General features: G+C 45.8%; 15 protein-coding genes. 2 read left to right on the forward strand and 13 right to left on the reverse strand.

The window, feature by feature from the left end:
• From rnc to APAR_RS04425, 11 genes are all read right to left on the reverse strand, one after another.
• Positions 1-732 carry a ribonuclease III gene (gene rnc / locus APAR_RS04375; protein ID WP_012808938.1) on the reverse strand — a complete coding sequence of 244 codons (732 nt, stop codon included), beginning with the start codon at positions 730-732 and terminating at the stop codon, positions 1-3.
• A gap of 13 nt (positions 733-745) precedes the next feature.
• Complete coding sequence (locus APAR_RS04380; RefSeq protein WP_012808939.1) at positions 746-982, reverse strand: phosphopantetheine-binding protein; 237 nt, start codon at positions 980-982, stop codon at positions 746-748.
• 153 nt (positions 983-1,135) lie between these two features.
• Positions 1,136-2,119 carry a phosphate acyltransferase PlsX gene (plsX, locus tag APAR_RS04385; protein WP_012808940.1) on the reverse strand — a complete coding sequence of 328 codons (984 nt, stop codon included), beginning with the start codon at positions 2,117-2,119 and terminating at the stop codon, positions 1,136-1,138.
• Between the two features lie 76 nt (positions 2,120-2,195).
• Positions 2,196-2,375 (reverse strand): 50S ribosomal protein L32, encoded by a 180-nt coding sequence (gene rpmF / locus APAR_RS04390; RefSeq protein WP_012808941.1) that lies wholly within the window; start codon positions 2,373-2,375, stop codon positions 2,196-2,198.
• 147 nt (positions 2,376-2,522) lie between these two features.
• Entirely contained in the window at positions 2,523-3,092 is a 570-nt protein-coding gene (locus APAR_RS04395) for a YceD family protein (RefSeq protein ID WP_012808942.1), read from the reverse strand.
• Between the two features lie 5 nt (positions 3,093-3,097).
• Positions 3,098-3,595, reverse strand: coding sequence for an SPFH domain-containing protein (locus tag APAR_RS04400; protein WP_012808943.1), 498 nt, complete (start codon positions 3,593-3,595; stop codon positions 3,098-3,100).
• Between the two features lie 126 nt (positions 3,596-3,721).
• The gene (gene coaD, locus APAR_RS04405; protein WP_012808944.1) at positions 3,722-4,234 is read right to left on the reverse strand and encodes a pantetheine-phosphate adenylyltransferase; all 513 of its coding nucleotides are present in this window, start codon (positions 4,232-4,234) and stop codon (positions 3,722-3,724) included.
• Positions 4,235-4,239: 5 nt separating this feature from the next.
• A complete protein-coding gene (gene rsmD, locus APAR_RS04410; protein WP_012808945.1) occupies positions 4,240-4,818 on the reverse strand; it encodes a 16S rRNA (guanine(966)-N(2))-methyltransferase RsmD in 579 nt (192 codons plus the stop codon).
• A 50-nt stretch (positions 4,819-4,868) separates the two neighbouring features.
• Positions 4,869-7,061: an ATP-dependent DNA helicase RecG gene (gene recG, locus APAR_RS04415; protein ID WP_012808946.1), complete on the reverse strand. Its 2,193-nt coding sequence runs from the start codon at positions 7,059-7,061 to the stop codon at positions 4,869-4,871.
• 3 nt (positions 7,062-7,064) lie between these two features.
• Complete coding sequence (locus APAR_RS04420; protein ID WP_012808947.1) at positions 7,065-8,729, reverse strand: DAK2 domain-containing protein; 1,665 nt, start codon at positions 8,727-8,729, stop codon at positions 7,065-7,067.
• 38 nt (positions 8,730-8,767) lie between these two features.
• The gene (locus tag APAR_RS04425) at positions 8,768-9,115 is read right to left on the reverse strand and encodes an Asp23/Gls24 family envelope stress response protein (protein WP_012808948.1); all 348 of its coding nucleotides are present in this window, start codon (positions 9,113-9,115) and stop codon (positions 8,768-8,770) included.
• A gap of 283 nt (positions 9,116-9,398) precedes the next feature.
• On the opposite strand from APAR_RS04425, the gene rpmB reads away from it, so the two are divergent.
• Entirely contained in the window at positions 9,399-9,587 is a 189-nt protein-coding gene (gene rpmB, locus APAR_RS04430) for a 50S ribosomal protein L28 (RefSeq protein ID WP_012808949.1), read from the forward strand.
• Between the two features lie 144 nt (positions 9,588-9,731).
• Here rpmB and APAR_RS04435 read toward each other — a convergent pair whose 3' ends face one another.
• Positions 9,732-11,096, reverse strand: a complete 1,365-nt coding sequence (locus APAR_RS04435) for a thiamine diphosphokinase (RefSeq protein ID WP_012808950.1) — start codon at positions 11,094-11,096, stop codon at positions 9,732-9,734.
• Between the two features lie 99 nt (positions 11,097-11,195).
• Here APAR_RS04435 and APAR_RS04440 point away from each other — a divergent pair, with 99 nt between their 5' ends.
• Complete coding sequence (locus APAR_RS04440) at positions 11,196-11,381, forward strand: FmdB family zinc ribbon protein (RefSeq protein WP_012808951.1); 186 nt, start codon at positions 11,196-11,198, stop codon at positions 11,379-11,381.
• A gap of 76 nt (positions 11,382-11,457) precedes the next feature.
• Here the strand turns inward: APAR_RS04440 and APAR_RS04445 are convergent, their stop codons facing one another.
• Positions 11,458-12,849: an RsmB/NOP family class I SAM-dependent RNA methyltransferase gene (locus tag APAR_RS04445; protein ID WP_012808952.1), complete on the reverse strand. Its 1,392-nt coding sequence runs from the start codon at positions 12,847-12,849 to the stop codon at positions 11,458-11,460.
• Positions 12,850-12,851 lie beyond the last annotated feature (2 nt).

Genomic DNA, 12,851 nt, shown 5'->3' on the forward strand with positions numbered 1-12,851 from the left:
CTACCTTAAGTGCATTTCTGCATCAGCATCAAGCGGAGCATCGTCCACACCAAGACGCACCAGCGCATCTTGAGCAGCTTCTGACTCTGCGGCTTTCTTTGATGGTCCCTGTCCACGACCCACCTTAAGGCCGTCGACAAATACCACAGCGGTAAATGTTGGTGTATGGGCAGGACCACTCTCACCAATAAGCTTGTACTCAGGAGTAGCCTTGCCCTGAGCCTGTACCGCTTCCTGCAAACGAGATTTAGGACTTACTGAACGAACTGCCAGCGTTGGAGAAATGTGAGGTCCAAGCGTACGAATAACAAAATCGCGCGTTGGTTCAAAACCCGCATCAAGGTAGAGCGCACCAACAATGGACTCATAGACGTTCTCCAAAGCAGACTTCATGCCGCGCTTTCCAGTGCCCTTCTCGGAAATTCCCATAACAATTAAAGGAGAAACTCCCAAAGTGTCAGAAACAATAGAGAGCGTATGGCCAGACACAAGAGAAATTTTTAGCCGAGTAAGCTGACCTTCATCCATATCAGGATAGCGCTCAAATAACTCTGTTGCGATAATAGCGCCAAGAATTGAGTCCCCTAAAAACTCAAGGCGCTCATACGAAGCAGAAACGGGCTTGCCCTCCACCGCCGAAGGGTGTGTGAGGGCAGCCTCGATAAGATCCTTATTAATAAATGTATGACCGCAAATAGCTTCTGCAGCAGCTACTCGTTCGTGCAATTTCACGTATAAGACCTACTTAAGCAGCAAGAATAGCATCTACTGCATCACCAACAGTAGCAATCTCATCAATGTTTTCTGCATCAAATGTCATGTCAAACTCTTGCTCAAGGTCTGTAACAAGCTGCAAAAGATCAAATGAGTCTGCACCAAGATCCTTAAATGAAGTACTCTCTGTGAGCTCAACGGAATCGTCAAGATCAAGAGTTTCTCTAACGACGTCAATTACCTTTTCAAGTGTTTCTGTGCGATCCATACATCCTCCTTGCACACAACAATGACACTTTTAATTTTACCCCGTGATGCGCATCTGTATGATGACATTACTAAAGCTGAAGTAAACAATCTTTAAAAAAGTAGAGCCCACAGAATTATCTATGAGCTCCGCCGCAACTTATAAAATTTTACTCTACAGCTGAATTGAAGAGGAGATTTTCTCAACAAGGTTGGCACGTACTGCATTAGCCGCAGAGAGTGTTCCTGCGCACACCGCAGAAGAGCTGGTAGCACCATGTCCTTTAAGCACAGGAGCCGAAACGCCCAGCAAAAAAGCACCGCCAACAGAATCTCCCGAAAGTTCCGCAGCAGTAGCCTTAAGAGCATCCTTCAAAAGGAGTGCACCAAAAGCAGCCTTCTTGGAAGAATTAATCGCATCCTTGAGGCTGGACATAATAAATTTGCCCGTGCTCTCAATAGATTTTAAGGCCACATTTCCAGTGAAGCCATCTGTCACAATAACATCAAAACGGCTTCCTAAAATATCCGTTCCTTCAGCATTTCCACCAAAATTAATAGCTGCTTCTGCTAAAGCCGCGTGATATGAAAGAGCAAGCTCAGAACCTTTGGTCTCTTCAGAGCCATTGCAGAGAAGTCCTATGGTTGGATTTTCAATTCCCAATGACGCGTTTGCAAAGGCCTTACCCATTTGTGCAAATTGAACCAAAACCTCTGGACGCACATCAGCGTTAGCACCAGTGTCCAAAAAGACCGTTCTATGACCGCCGAGTCCAGGAAAAATTAGCGTGAGCGCTGGACGCTTTACGCCTTTAATACGACCAATACCAAAGGTAGCTGCCGTAAGCACCGCGCCTGTAGATCCTGCTGAGAAAAGACCATCGGCCTCCCCTGCCTTAACTGCCTGGGCAGCTCTTACGATACTGGCGTCTTTCTTCTGTCTTACCGCATTAGCGGGGTGCTCACTCATAGCAATAACTTCAGTAGTTACCAAAGTCTTTGCACGATCATGCTTTTTTGCAAAAGGAGTAACAAATTCATCAGCTCCGGCGAGAAGAACCTCTAGCTCTTGATCCTTCTGAAGAGCCATACGAACTCCCTCAAGAACAACCTCAGGACTTTGGTCTGATCCCATAACATCTACACAAATAACGGGCATGATAACTCCTTAGTGCTATAAAAAAGAAGGCCGGCCCCTAAAGAACCGGCCTTCTTGGCCATACAATGTATGAGTGTTACTCAGTAACAACAACCTCACGGTCCTTGTAGAAGCCACAGTTAGGGCATACGTGGTGAGGAAGCTTTGGAGCGCCGCACTGTGGGCATACAGAGCGAGCTGCTGCGTTAAGCTTGCTGTTTGCCGAACGACGGGTGTGGGTTGCGCCGCGGCCCTTCTTTTGTTTAGGTACTGCCATCTTAAACCTCTTTTGCTCTTGCTAGCGCCCCTAAAACACATGAGGGCGCGACCCATTCACATAATGCGTTGGATACTATACCACGTACTGACACATTTTGTACGTAGATACAGCATTTCTTCACCATTTAAGAGAAGAAATTTTATTTTACTCTTCCGAATCCGACTCAATCACAAGATTTTTAAGAGCCGCAAACGGATTTGAAGCAAGTTTTTCTTCTTCTCGCTTCTGCTCAATCTGAGCTGCATGACCGCAATCTTCTTCATTCAGATTGCAACCACATACTGGGCAAAGTCCCTTGCAGTCGGACTTACACAGCACAACATAAGGCGTCTCCATAACAAGCGAAGGCAAAAGGGCCTCTGCTAAATCGATGGTTTTATCGGCATTTACTAAAACGTAATCTGCCTCATCTTCATCATCTGCAGAAATCACAGGCTCTTCAAAGAGATAATACTCATCTACCTCTGCATTTAAAGAGAGATGTGCATCCTCAAGACAACGGTCACACGTACCAACTGCATCAGCACGAAGCATTCCAGTAACCAAAATGCCCTCGCCTGCGTTGGTAAGCACTAGATCAAAATCAATACCCATGGGGAGAGAAAATTCATGCTCTCCTAGCTCATACGATTCTTCATTAAGATGACCCGCATAAGAAACGGTATCGCCTGCATTTGCAAGACGATCATCTAGCGCATAAAGAACTGGTTGCATTGGAATTACCAAGCAACGTTATTGCTGGTATTACGAGGACCAGAGTTCTCATCAAGTGTCTGGCGAACACGAGAAACAGAATTTGTCAGGCTCTTGAGGTTCTCCTCAAGGTGAGCAAGAACGGTATCTGCATACTCCTCAGCGTTGTAACGAGTATCACGCTCATACTGCTCTGCCTGATCACGAATGCCATCTGCCTGCTGCTGAGCAAGGCGGACAACCTCTTGATCGCCAGCAAGAATCATGGCCTGCTGCTGTGCGTCAGCAATGATGGACTCTGCCTGAGCACGTGCACGCTCAAGAGTCTCATCCTCTTCCTTGATGATGCGACGAGCGGTTGCAAACTCTTCTGGGAAGACACGACGAATCTCGTCAAGTAGCTCATAGAAGTCCTGGGCATCAATAATCTTCTTGTTACCGCCATCCATAAAAGGTGACTTAGCCTCAGTTACCATCTGCTCAATCTCAGATACAAGGCTCTCAATTTCCTCGCCTGGCTGCATCCAGGGCTCCTTTCAATCCAATACACAAACCGTGTTATATGCTGTTATTGCCGCCACGAACACGACGCATAAAACACCTTTTTAAGAATGTTAGCAGAATATAATGGAAATGCAGGGCAAATATACTTAATTACCGCAATTATGCAGAGCTTCAAGCTTTTTTATGACATTCTTTGGTACCAAAAATGATACATCTGCACCCATGGCTGAGATTTCTCTGACAATTGAAGAAGAAATGTAGCCGTACTCTGGACTAGACATAACAAAGATACTCTCCAGTTCAGGAGCCATATGAGCATTGAGATCCGCTTGCTGCAATTCATACTCAAAATCTGTCATAGCCCTAAGACCCTTAACAACACCACCCGCACCATGAACGTTGCAGAAATCAACCAGAAGACCTTCCATAGACTCTACAGAAACATCCACAAGTCCTTCATCTGCCAGAGCATCTTTAAGCATCTGTACACGCTCGTCAAGAGAAAATGTGGTGCCAGTGCCGTGTTTACATTTTGAAGCTGCAACAGCTACCGTAACATTTTCAAAAAGGCGAGAAGCTCGTTTGATAACATCAAGGTGTCCGTTTGTGACGGGGTCAAAAGTACCTGGTACAACTACGTGAGTAATACTATTCAACATATCTCCTATCCCTCACAACGAACAAGTACATCAACTTGAGCAATACCATAACGCTTACTCTTAGAAAGCTCAAAATCATCAAGAGAAACTGAATCAGTTTTATAACTATGCTCATACACTACTACAGCATCATTTGTCAGACTTTCCGACTGAATTAAATCTTTGAGCAGCTTGGACACTACCTCTACCTCAACGGCGTAGGGAGGGTCCAAAATCACCACATCAAAAGGAGCTCCAAACAGCTGAGATGATTCAGCTAAGCGCGCTGTATCACCACAAATAACACTCATCTCAGAATTAGCTACACCAAGAGATTTTGCTGTACGTTTGATACGATCACACGTCTTTCTGTCTTTATCAACAAAGGTGGCATACAACGCTCCTCTGGAAAGCAACTCAAAACCCATAGCACCCGAACCCGCAAAAGCGTCAAGCACTCTGGACTCACTGATATCAAGACCACGAGAAGCCAAGATGGAGCTTGCAATAGCCTCGCGCGTACGATCAGTGGTTGGTCGTGTAATCCCTTTACCATCAGGAGCCTCAATTACACGACCTTTCCATTTTCCGCCAATAATCCTCATGGGTTTCTCGCCACCAAACCTATCTAATGCTGTAATTTATCTGCAGATTATTACTTATAGCCAAGCTCTTCAAAATAAATACCAAAGCGGTCTTTTGCCTCAATTCCCAAAGTAACATATGCATCACTTGTTAGATTTGGGTCTTGTGTAGTAATTGCCAGAGCGTCTTTGTGAGCCGCCTCAATAAGATCTGCATCTGCATAGAGATCGGAGATCTTAAGCGTAGTGCCGCCTGATTGGCGATATCCCAAGGTTTCTCCCTCGTGCCTTAGCTCAAGGTCAAGCTCTGCCAGGTGTGCACCATCAGAAGTTTGCTCAAGAGCAGCAAGGCGCTTTCTTGCGGTAGAGCCTCGCTTGGCATTGCTGGCAAGATACACAGTTCCTGGGAAGTCTCCTCGACCGACACGACCTCTAAGCTGATGAAGCGTGGCTAAACCAAAGCGGTCAGCGTTAAAAACAATCATAACGGTAGCGTTAGGAACATCAACGCCAACTTCAATGACGGTTGTGGAGACCAGAATTTGCGTCTTGTTTGCTCGGAATTTTTCCATTATCTGATCTTTTTGAGCTTCAGGCAATCTACCAGTCAAAAGATCACAGGTAAAGTCTTTAAAGACTGTCTGTGAAAGCTCCTCATATACACGAGTCGCACTGTAGAGCTTGCCGTTTGTGCGGGCGGCCTCAGGAATATCTTCAAGCTCTTCTTCAGAATCATTTGAGTCAATCAAAGGACAAACTAGATACGCCTGATGACCCGCTTGAACAGCCTCAGCAACAGCGGCATACGCTTGATCAAGATTCTCTGGTACGCATAGCTTGGTAGTAACCCCCGCTCCTGCCCTTGGTCTCTTGGTAATACGAGACGTATCAACATCTCCGTACAAAGAAAGTGCCAACGTACGTGGGATAGGCGTTGCGCTCATGGCGAGAAGATCTACACCTTGTCCTTTTTTACGCAAAGCCGTTCTTTGATCAACGCCAAAACGATGCTGTTCGTCAACAACGGCAAGTGTGAGCTGCTTAAACACCACGCGCTCAGAAAGAAGTGCGGTGGTACCAAAGACAACGGACAAAGAACCGTCGGCCAGGCAGAGCTCAATCTGCTGCCTTTCTTCTTCAGAGGTAGCGCCTGTAATAAGAGCCCACATAATTCCAGCAGATGAAAGCAAAGGACCAATCTTTTGAGCGTACTGCTGAGCAAGAACCGAAGTAGGAGCCATCACGGCAGCCTGAGCTGATGAATCTGCCACAGCAGCTAAGGCAACGGCAGCAACAGCTGTTTTACCGGTACCAACATCACCCAGAAGCAGGCGATTCATAATATGTGGAGCAGCCATATCTGAAAGAATCTCTTGAACTGCTTGATTTTGCTCATCAGTTAACGTAAAGGGTAAAGCCTCAATCAGAGCCTGAACCTTAGGCCCATCTATAACATGTTCAAACGGCTTATGACCTGCAAGTTCTAAGTTTCTTCTCGTCAAAAGAGCGAGCTGCAAGCTAAGGAGCTCATCAAAAGCAAGACGGCGTCGGGCTTGTTCAGCTGCCTCCATACTTGAAGGAAAATGAACCTCACGAAGTGCCGATGAAAGAGACATAAGGTGATGTTTGGAGACAAGCTCTGAGGGAAACCAGTCGCACACGCTTCCCGTGTCCGCCAGAGCTGCCGACATAATGCGTCGCATCCATGCAGGACTTACACCCTCAGTAGCTGGATGAACGGGAAGAATTACTGCCTTTGAAGGAATCTCTTTAGAACAAACCTCATCAGCCGAATCAGACTTAGCTGTGCTCAACACCTCGTAAAACGGTGACTTCATCTGACGGAAGCCATACGCAAAGAGCACCTTGCCGCTAAGCGCCACTTCATCATCAACGTGAATTTGTTCAGCCACCCAGGGCTGTCTGAAAAACGAAGCTGTGAGCGCGCCAGTGTCATCCACAACCTCAATCTCAACAATGACCATCTTAGGGCGTGGACGCTTGGTTTTTACCGAAGCAACACGACCCGTAATGGTAGCGTCTTCGCCAATTTGTGCAAAGGCAATCTGTACGCGATGAGAAAAGTCGAGGTAGCGGTGAGGCACGTTGAGCAAAAGATCTCGAACGCGCAGAATGCCGAGACGCTCAAGCGCCTCGGCACGATTTGCATTGACATACCTTAACCTAGTTACGCTATCAACAAGCGAGCATGTGTGTGCTACTCGCTCTGATGCAGGAGCGATGCTTACCTTGGACTCAGACATTTCCTACTCAATAGAGAAGATAACTGGATAGAGTGGCTGCTCGCCGCGCTGAGCGTCAACCTCAAGATCTGGATAAGCTTCCTCGACTCTGCTAGCGAGAAAATCGAGCTGCTCATCAGAGAAATCCTCACCTGCAAGAATGGTGAGGTTGTCACCCTCTTCCTCCTCTTGCATCTTTGCAATAAGATCAAGCGTGACCTTCATGACATCGGAGCCGACAACATCAATGGAGCCTCCCTGGATACCCATGACGTCACCATCATGGATAGGAGTACCGTCAGCTGCGGAAGAATCGCGAACTGCGGTAGTTACCTCGCCATAACGAACGCCAGAAATAGCATCAGTCATCTCTTCGACAAGCTCTTCAAATGGAACGCCATCTGCAACGACAAACATTGCAGCAAATGCCTGAAGAACAGACTTGGTTGGAATAACTGCAACCTTAATATTCTCGCATGCACTTGCAGCCGCCTCTGCCGCCATACGAATGTTAGAGTTATTTGGCATAACAATAACTTGTTCTGCATTGGCCCCTTCAATTGCAGCAAGAATATCTGCAGTTGAAGGATTCATGGTCTGACCACCAGAAACAACAACGTCCACGCCAAGAGACTTCAAGATTGATGCGGCGCCAGAACCAGCGGTTACCGCAACAAAGCCAAGCTCTTTTTTAGGTACTGCTGCAGCCTTCTTATCTTCAGCGATTTTCTCGGTACGCTCCTTAGCCTCAAGGTCCATATTATGAATAAAGACCTCAAAAATCTGACCATACTGAAGCATGTACTCAAGAACCTTATTAGGAGTATTTGAGTGAACGTGAATCTTGTAGTCTGGGTTTGCGCCAACAAGAAGCTCGCAATCACCCATAGTTGCAAGGAAATTCAAAGCTGCTTCCTCGTCAAAGTCAGGACTATCTGCCTTGAAAAGGAACTCATTGCAATAACGGTACTCAGAACCCTCCCAGTCATCGTTGAGCTCAATCTCAACCTTTGCACTGGTGGCAGCCTTAGCGTCAGAAACTGAAACAGTTGTCTGAAAGTCAGTAGTTTCAGTCTTACCAGTAACAGCGTTTACAAAGCCCTCAAGGAAAGTTGCAAAACCAAATGCACCAGAGTCAACAACACCGTTCTCTTTAAGAACAGGAAGAAGCTCAGGAGTGCGGGCAACGGATTCATATGCCTCAACAACAAGGGCATCTAAGACCTCTGCTGGGGTAAGCTGAGACTTCTCAAGAGAGTCTGCCTTAGCAGAAACGTCCTTTAAAACGGTAAGAATAGTACCCTCAACTGGCTTTCTAACGGCCTTAAAAGCAACTTCTTTACCGCGGCGGAATGCGTGTGCAATATCCTTAGGAGTTACTGCCTCAGGATTCTTAACGTCACAAAGACCCTCAGCGATACCGCGAAGAATCTGAGAAGTAATAACGCCGGAGTTACCGCGAGCACCCATCAGAGAGCCGTGAGTAATTGCCTTTGCAATATCCTGCATACTTGCATCTTGAGGAAGATCTTGAACCTCACGAACAACGGTACCCAGGGTAAGGGACATGTTAGTGCCGGTGTCTCCATCTGGTACAGGAAAAACATTGAGCTTGTTGATCTCTTCTGCTTTGTCTGCAACAGCAAGTGCTGCTACAGGGAAGCATGTACGAATGACATTTGAAATCACGTTAGACCTCAGTTCCTACTCATTTGAAGCAAAAAAGCTTAGCGAGAATTACGCATGGCCTCGATATGTACAGTTACATCAACACATGAAAGCTCTGCAATTTGCTTAAGCAAAAACTTTACTGAGCTCTCAAGATTGTCGACAACGGACGCCATGTTAACGCCCTGCTCAACAACAATATGGAGGTCAACCTGAACTCCCTTAGAAGTTGGGGTTACATCAATACCCTTGCGAAGTCGGTAAGTTGGAAGAAGACGAGCAACACCTGCTGCCTCATCAATCTCTGCCATGCCAACAACGCCATAACATTCCATAGCTGCATAACCTGCCAAGTCAGCAAGGCAATCATTAGAAACTCTTAATGTTCCAGGAACAGCAGTAGTCATTACATAACTCCTCTCGCAAGAACCAGGGTTAGTCATTGTTATTTAGTATACCGCAGAGCACATTTATTATTAAAGCGGCTTATATATACAAGTTGATAACCTAGCATTTGACAAATCTTTTTCTTGTTATTTAATCTTGGCGTAATAAATGAAAAACATTCAAAAGCTAACTAATTGTGAATGTTATATTCATGCTTTGACAACACAATATATTGTGCTATATTAATTCGGCTATTTGGAAATTTTAGGCGCAGAGAGCGCCTATCCTATGGAGGTCTTACTCATGTCGAAGGTCTGTGATTTCTGCGGTAAGCACGCCGTTGCCGGTCGCTCCATCTCCCACTCTCACCGTACTGTGGCCCGCACCTTTAAACCAAACATTCAGCGTGTTACTGTCGTTGTCGATGGCCAGCGCAAGAAGATGAATGTTTGCTCCCGTTGCCTCAAGTCCGGCAAGATTGCCCGCAACTAAGCAACTCAATTAGTTTTACCTTAAACGTAAAAAGGTCGCCTCGGCGACCTTTTTTCTTAGTTCAATTCTTAACGACACTTTTTAATGCTACTTGTAAAAACTTTGCTACTTAAACCCAGCCCCAACCACATTTCTGTGAATGCCTTAATTCCAAAGCTGCACCAAAAGACAGCCCTTCTCGCACTTGACCCAAGCCCCGTCAGCTTCAACAATATTTGAGATTCCGTCATCTCCAAGTAAGGTGAACTTCTCGTGATTAAGATTCCACCTCATGCCAGACTCAGAAACCTCGCACTCCTCTGACAAAGCAACAAGAGAAATCTTTTTACCTGTTGCAGATGCATCAAGCTGCCAAGAATCAATTTGATCCGCGGCTAAAAAGCGCATCTCAAAATCATTCTCAACAACACGAACCTTTGCCTTGCCCGTCTTTGCCCACGCGGCAAGAAGACCGAGCACTACAAGCTGATGATCCAGATGGCCACCAGACGTAGAGACGACCGTGAGTGAGAGTTTACTATTTCTGCGAATTGCCTCGTGCTCAGCGGACTTAAGAGCAAGAGCAAGGTCGGTATCATATTTATCCGCATTGAACTTCATACAAGGTACCTGCTGTTCTTTGAGCCAAGTCACCGTTTCTAATGAAGCTGAGTCAAAGTCTCCAAGCGCAAGCTGTGGAACCACACCGGCAACGTGACATGCATCTGCACCGTGGTCAACCGCTATCAGGTAATCAGCGCTTTGGACACAGGTAGAAAGCGTCGTTTTTGAGACAGCCTCTGGGGATCCGCCCACAATAAGAACCTCAAGGGGCTTCTCGCCAGAAGGAGCACTGGTCAGAGGACGCTCGTAGTCACAAAGACGCAGAAGCGACAACTCGCCGTAAGTGTGGGCAAAGATATTAGAGTGTTCTCTCATAAAGACGGGATCTCTACCGTCATGATCGTTATAAAGTGCCACCACGGGGAAACCTGCTTTTTGAGCCGTCTGAGCACCAAACGGAGCGTCCTCAAAAACCCAGGTTGTCGCTTTATCGGTGCCGAGACGACGGAGAGCTTCAAGGTAAACATCTGGTTCAACCTTGTCCACTCCCCCAACATCCTCCGTTGAAACTACCGTTTTAAAGAGATGTTCAATACCTTGAGCTGCAAGGGCTGCACGTACTTCTCGCACGGGGGTTGATGATGCAACAGCCAGAGGAATACCCGCATCGTAGAGTTCCTGCAAGAACTCCTTTGCGCCGGGAACGATTGAAACGTGATGTTGATACTGGTCAGTTGCGTACGCGCAAAACTCTTCATACAAGGTTTCTGCTGTGACAGGCAAAGCAAGTTCATCAACACAAATCTGACATCCACCAATGAGTGAAACTGCCTCTACGCGATTAAAAATGTCTGGATCAACGGTCTTGCCATATTTAGGAAGAACAGCACTAAACACATTGTGCCAAACACACATTGAATCAACGAGGGTTCCATCGCAATCAAAAATTGCACCGGTCACCTGCATAATGCCTCCATAAACAAACTTATTAGTTGCAATCGTGAAATATCCACTCTAAGTAGGGTAAAGTATCTCACGTTTAGAAATTGTTTTCATGGAGGAAGCATGGCACGTTATAGCTATCACTGCACACACTGCGACAATACCTTTGAAATTGAACGTCCAATGAATCTGAAAATTGAAGCTCCTCAGTGCCCAAAATGTGGACATGAGACTGAGCGCGTGTACAACACCTCAACTATTGTCTTCAAAGGTAGCGGTTTCTATAACACCGACAGCAAAGGAAAATAATTCCACACTCTAAACCCTTTGAGGCGCTCATTAAACAGCGCTATCAAGCTCTTGTTGTAATACACAACAAGAGCTTTTATTTGCGCTTAAAGACTGCCATAAAATGAGCGTCACAATCAGCAGAGGCAAAAGCAGTCTGTAAAAATCCCTCTGGCGTAATACATGTGTCGAGAAACTCTTGCGCTTCTGGTATTAAATTTGTGCGTGCCGGACATTCATGAAGATCCTGCACCTCAAAATCAAAGCCCTCTGAACTTGCAAGGAAATCTTCTACAACCTGCTGATTCTCCGAATTTGAGAGCGAACAAGTTGCATAAATTAAATAGCCACCAACTTCTACACGACTGCTGCAGCTACGCAAAAGTTTGGTCTGTAAAACGGTAAGCTCTCCTCCGTCATAAAGACTATTTGCAGACAGGTTCCATGCAATCTCTGGATGGCGACGAAGAGTGCCCAAGCCAGAACAAGGAGCATCAATAAACACCACGTCAAAGTTCTGATTTAACTCCTCTGGAATCTCTGGTGACGCAAATTGTGTGGCGTCAAACATAAGTGACGTAACCTGATCTCTAAGACCAGCTGCCTTCATTCTTCTTTTTGAAATATGAGACTTTCCTTTTAAAAGCTCAACAGCAGTAATATAAGTATTCTTTTTATCAAGTACCTCAAATGCATGAGATAACAGAAGCGATTTAGTTCCTCTACCCTGCCCAATCTCAAGAATATTTTGATGTACATAAGATGCAGCGAGAAATGCAACAAGCTGAGATGCTAAATCTGCAGGAACAAGCTGAACTTTCTTTACATACGCACCAACGTTAAGCTGAGCAGGATTTTTTACTTCATACACATCAGGCAGAAGTGTTTTCTGTAGCTCTAAAGAACCGTTCTGCAATTGTTGTTCTGATAAGTTTCTTTGTAATACATATACGGGAGCTGGATTCTTTAAATTAAGAATGAGCCTTTGAGCGGCAGATTTTCCAAGTGACTCTATAATTTCCAAACAAATCCACTCAGGAATACCTGACGCCCATGAAAGCTCTGAAGGTGTGTGAGGATCCTTTGCACGAGCAAGGTTAGCTTCATGCTCAGAAATCTTTCTAAGCACAGCATTCGCAAGTCCTGAAGAACGCTTTGATACAGACTTTACCAGCTCAACACCTTGGCTGATAGCAGCGTCGCGTCTTGTCTCTAAATACAGAACCTCAAAAACGGCAATGCGGAAAGCATCCTGTACCTTTGGCTCTAGATGAATACCAGATTTAAGATGATTTTTCAGCGCTTCATCAAGTTTACCCTTGGTAAGAGTTGCTCCCAGTGCAAGACGCGTAGCAAAGGCTTTGTCTTGGGCAGAGAGCTCAGAGAAGTCCTTTGACTCTCTTAAGTAATCACGAACGCAAAGATTGTTGCGTCTGCACTCAAAAAATGCCTGATAGGCTACTTTTCGAGCAGGAGTTAGCGTAGCCATTA

The sequence above is a fragment of the Lancefieldella parvula DSM 20469 genome (assembly GCF_000024225.1).
In the GTDB taxonomy this organism is placed as follows: Bacteria; Actinomycetota; Coriobacteriia; order Coriobacteriales; family Atopobiaceae; genus Lancefieldella; species Lancefieldella parvula.

Excerpts from the sequence above, each read along its gene's own strand:
- APAR_RS04380 (WP_012808939.1), bottom strand. The coding sequence starts at position 982 with ATGGATCGCACAGAAACACTTGAAAAGGTAATTGACGTCGTTAGAGAA.
- rpmF (WP_012808941.1), bottom strand. The coding sequence starts at position 2,375 with ATGGCAGTACCTAAACAAAAGAAGGGCCGCGGCGCAACCCACACCCGT.
- APAR_RS04395 (WP_012808942.1), bottom strand. The coding sequence starts at position 3,092 with ATGCAACCAGTTCTTTATGCGCTAGATGATCGTCTTGCAAATGCAGGC.
- APAR_RS04425 (WP_012808948.1), bottom strand. The coding sequence starts at position 9,115 with ATGACTACTGCTGTTCCTGGAACATTAAGAGTTTCTAATGATTGCCTT.
- APAR_RS04435 (WP_012808950.1), bottom strand. The coding sequence starts at position 11,096 with ATGCAGGTGACCGGTGCAATTTTTGATTGCGATGGAACCCTCGTTGAT.
- APAR_RS04440 (WP_012808951.1), top strand. The coding sequence starts at position 11,196 with ATGGCACGTTATAGCTATCACTGCACACACTGCGACAATACCTTTGAA.
- APAR_RS04400 (WP_012808943.1), bottom strand. The coding sequence starts at position 3,595 with ATGCAGCCAGGCGAGGAAATTGAGAGCCTTGTATCTGAGATTGAGCAG.
- recG (WP_012808946.1), bottom strand. The coding sequence starts at position 7,061 with ATGTCTGAGTCCAAGGTAAGCATCGCTCCTGCATCAGAGCGAGTAGCA.
- plsX (WP_012808940.1), bottom strand. The coding sequence starts at position 2,119 with ATGCCCGTTATTTGTGTAGATGTTATGGGATCAGACCAAAGTCCTGAG.
- coaD (WP_012808944.1), bottom strand. The coding sequence starts at position 4,234 with ATGTTGAATAGTATTACTCACGTAGTTGTACCAGGTACTTTTGACCCC.
- APAR_RS04445 (WP_012808952.1), bottom strand. The coding sequence starts at position 12,849 with ATGGCTACGCTAACTCCTGCTCGAAAAGTAGCCTATCAGGCATTTTTT.
- rsmD (WP_012808945.1), bottom strand. The coding sequence starts at position 4,818 with ATGAGGATTATTGGCGGAAAATGGAAAGGTCGTGTAATTGAGGCTCCT.
- rpmB (WP_012808949.1), top strand. The coding sequence starts at position 9,399 with ATGTCGAAGGTCTGTGATTTCTGCGGTAAGCACGCCGTTGCCGGTCGC.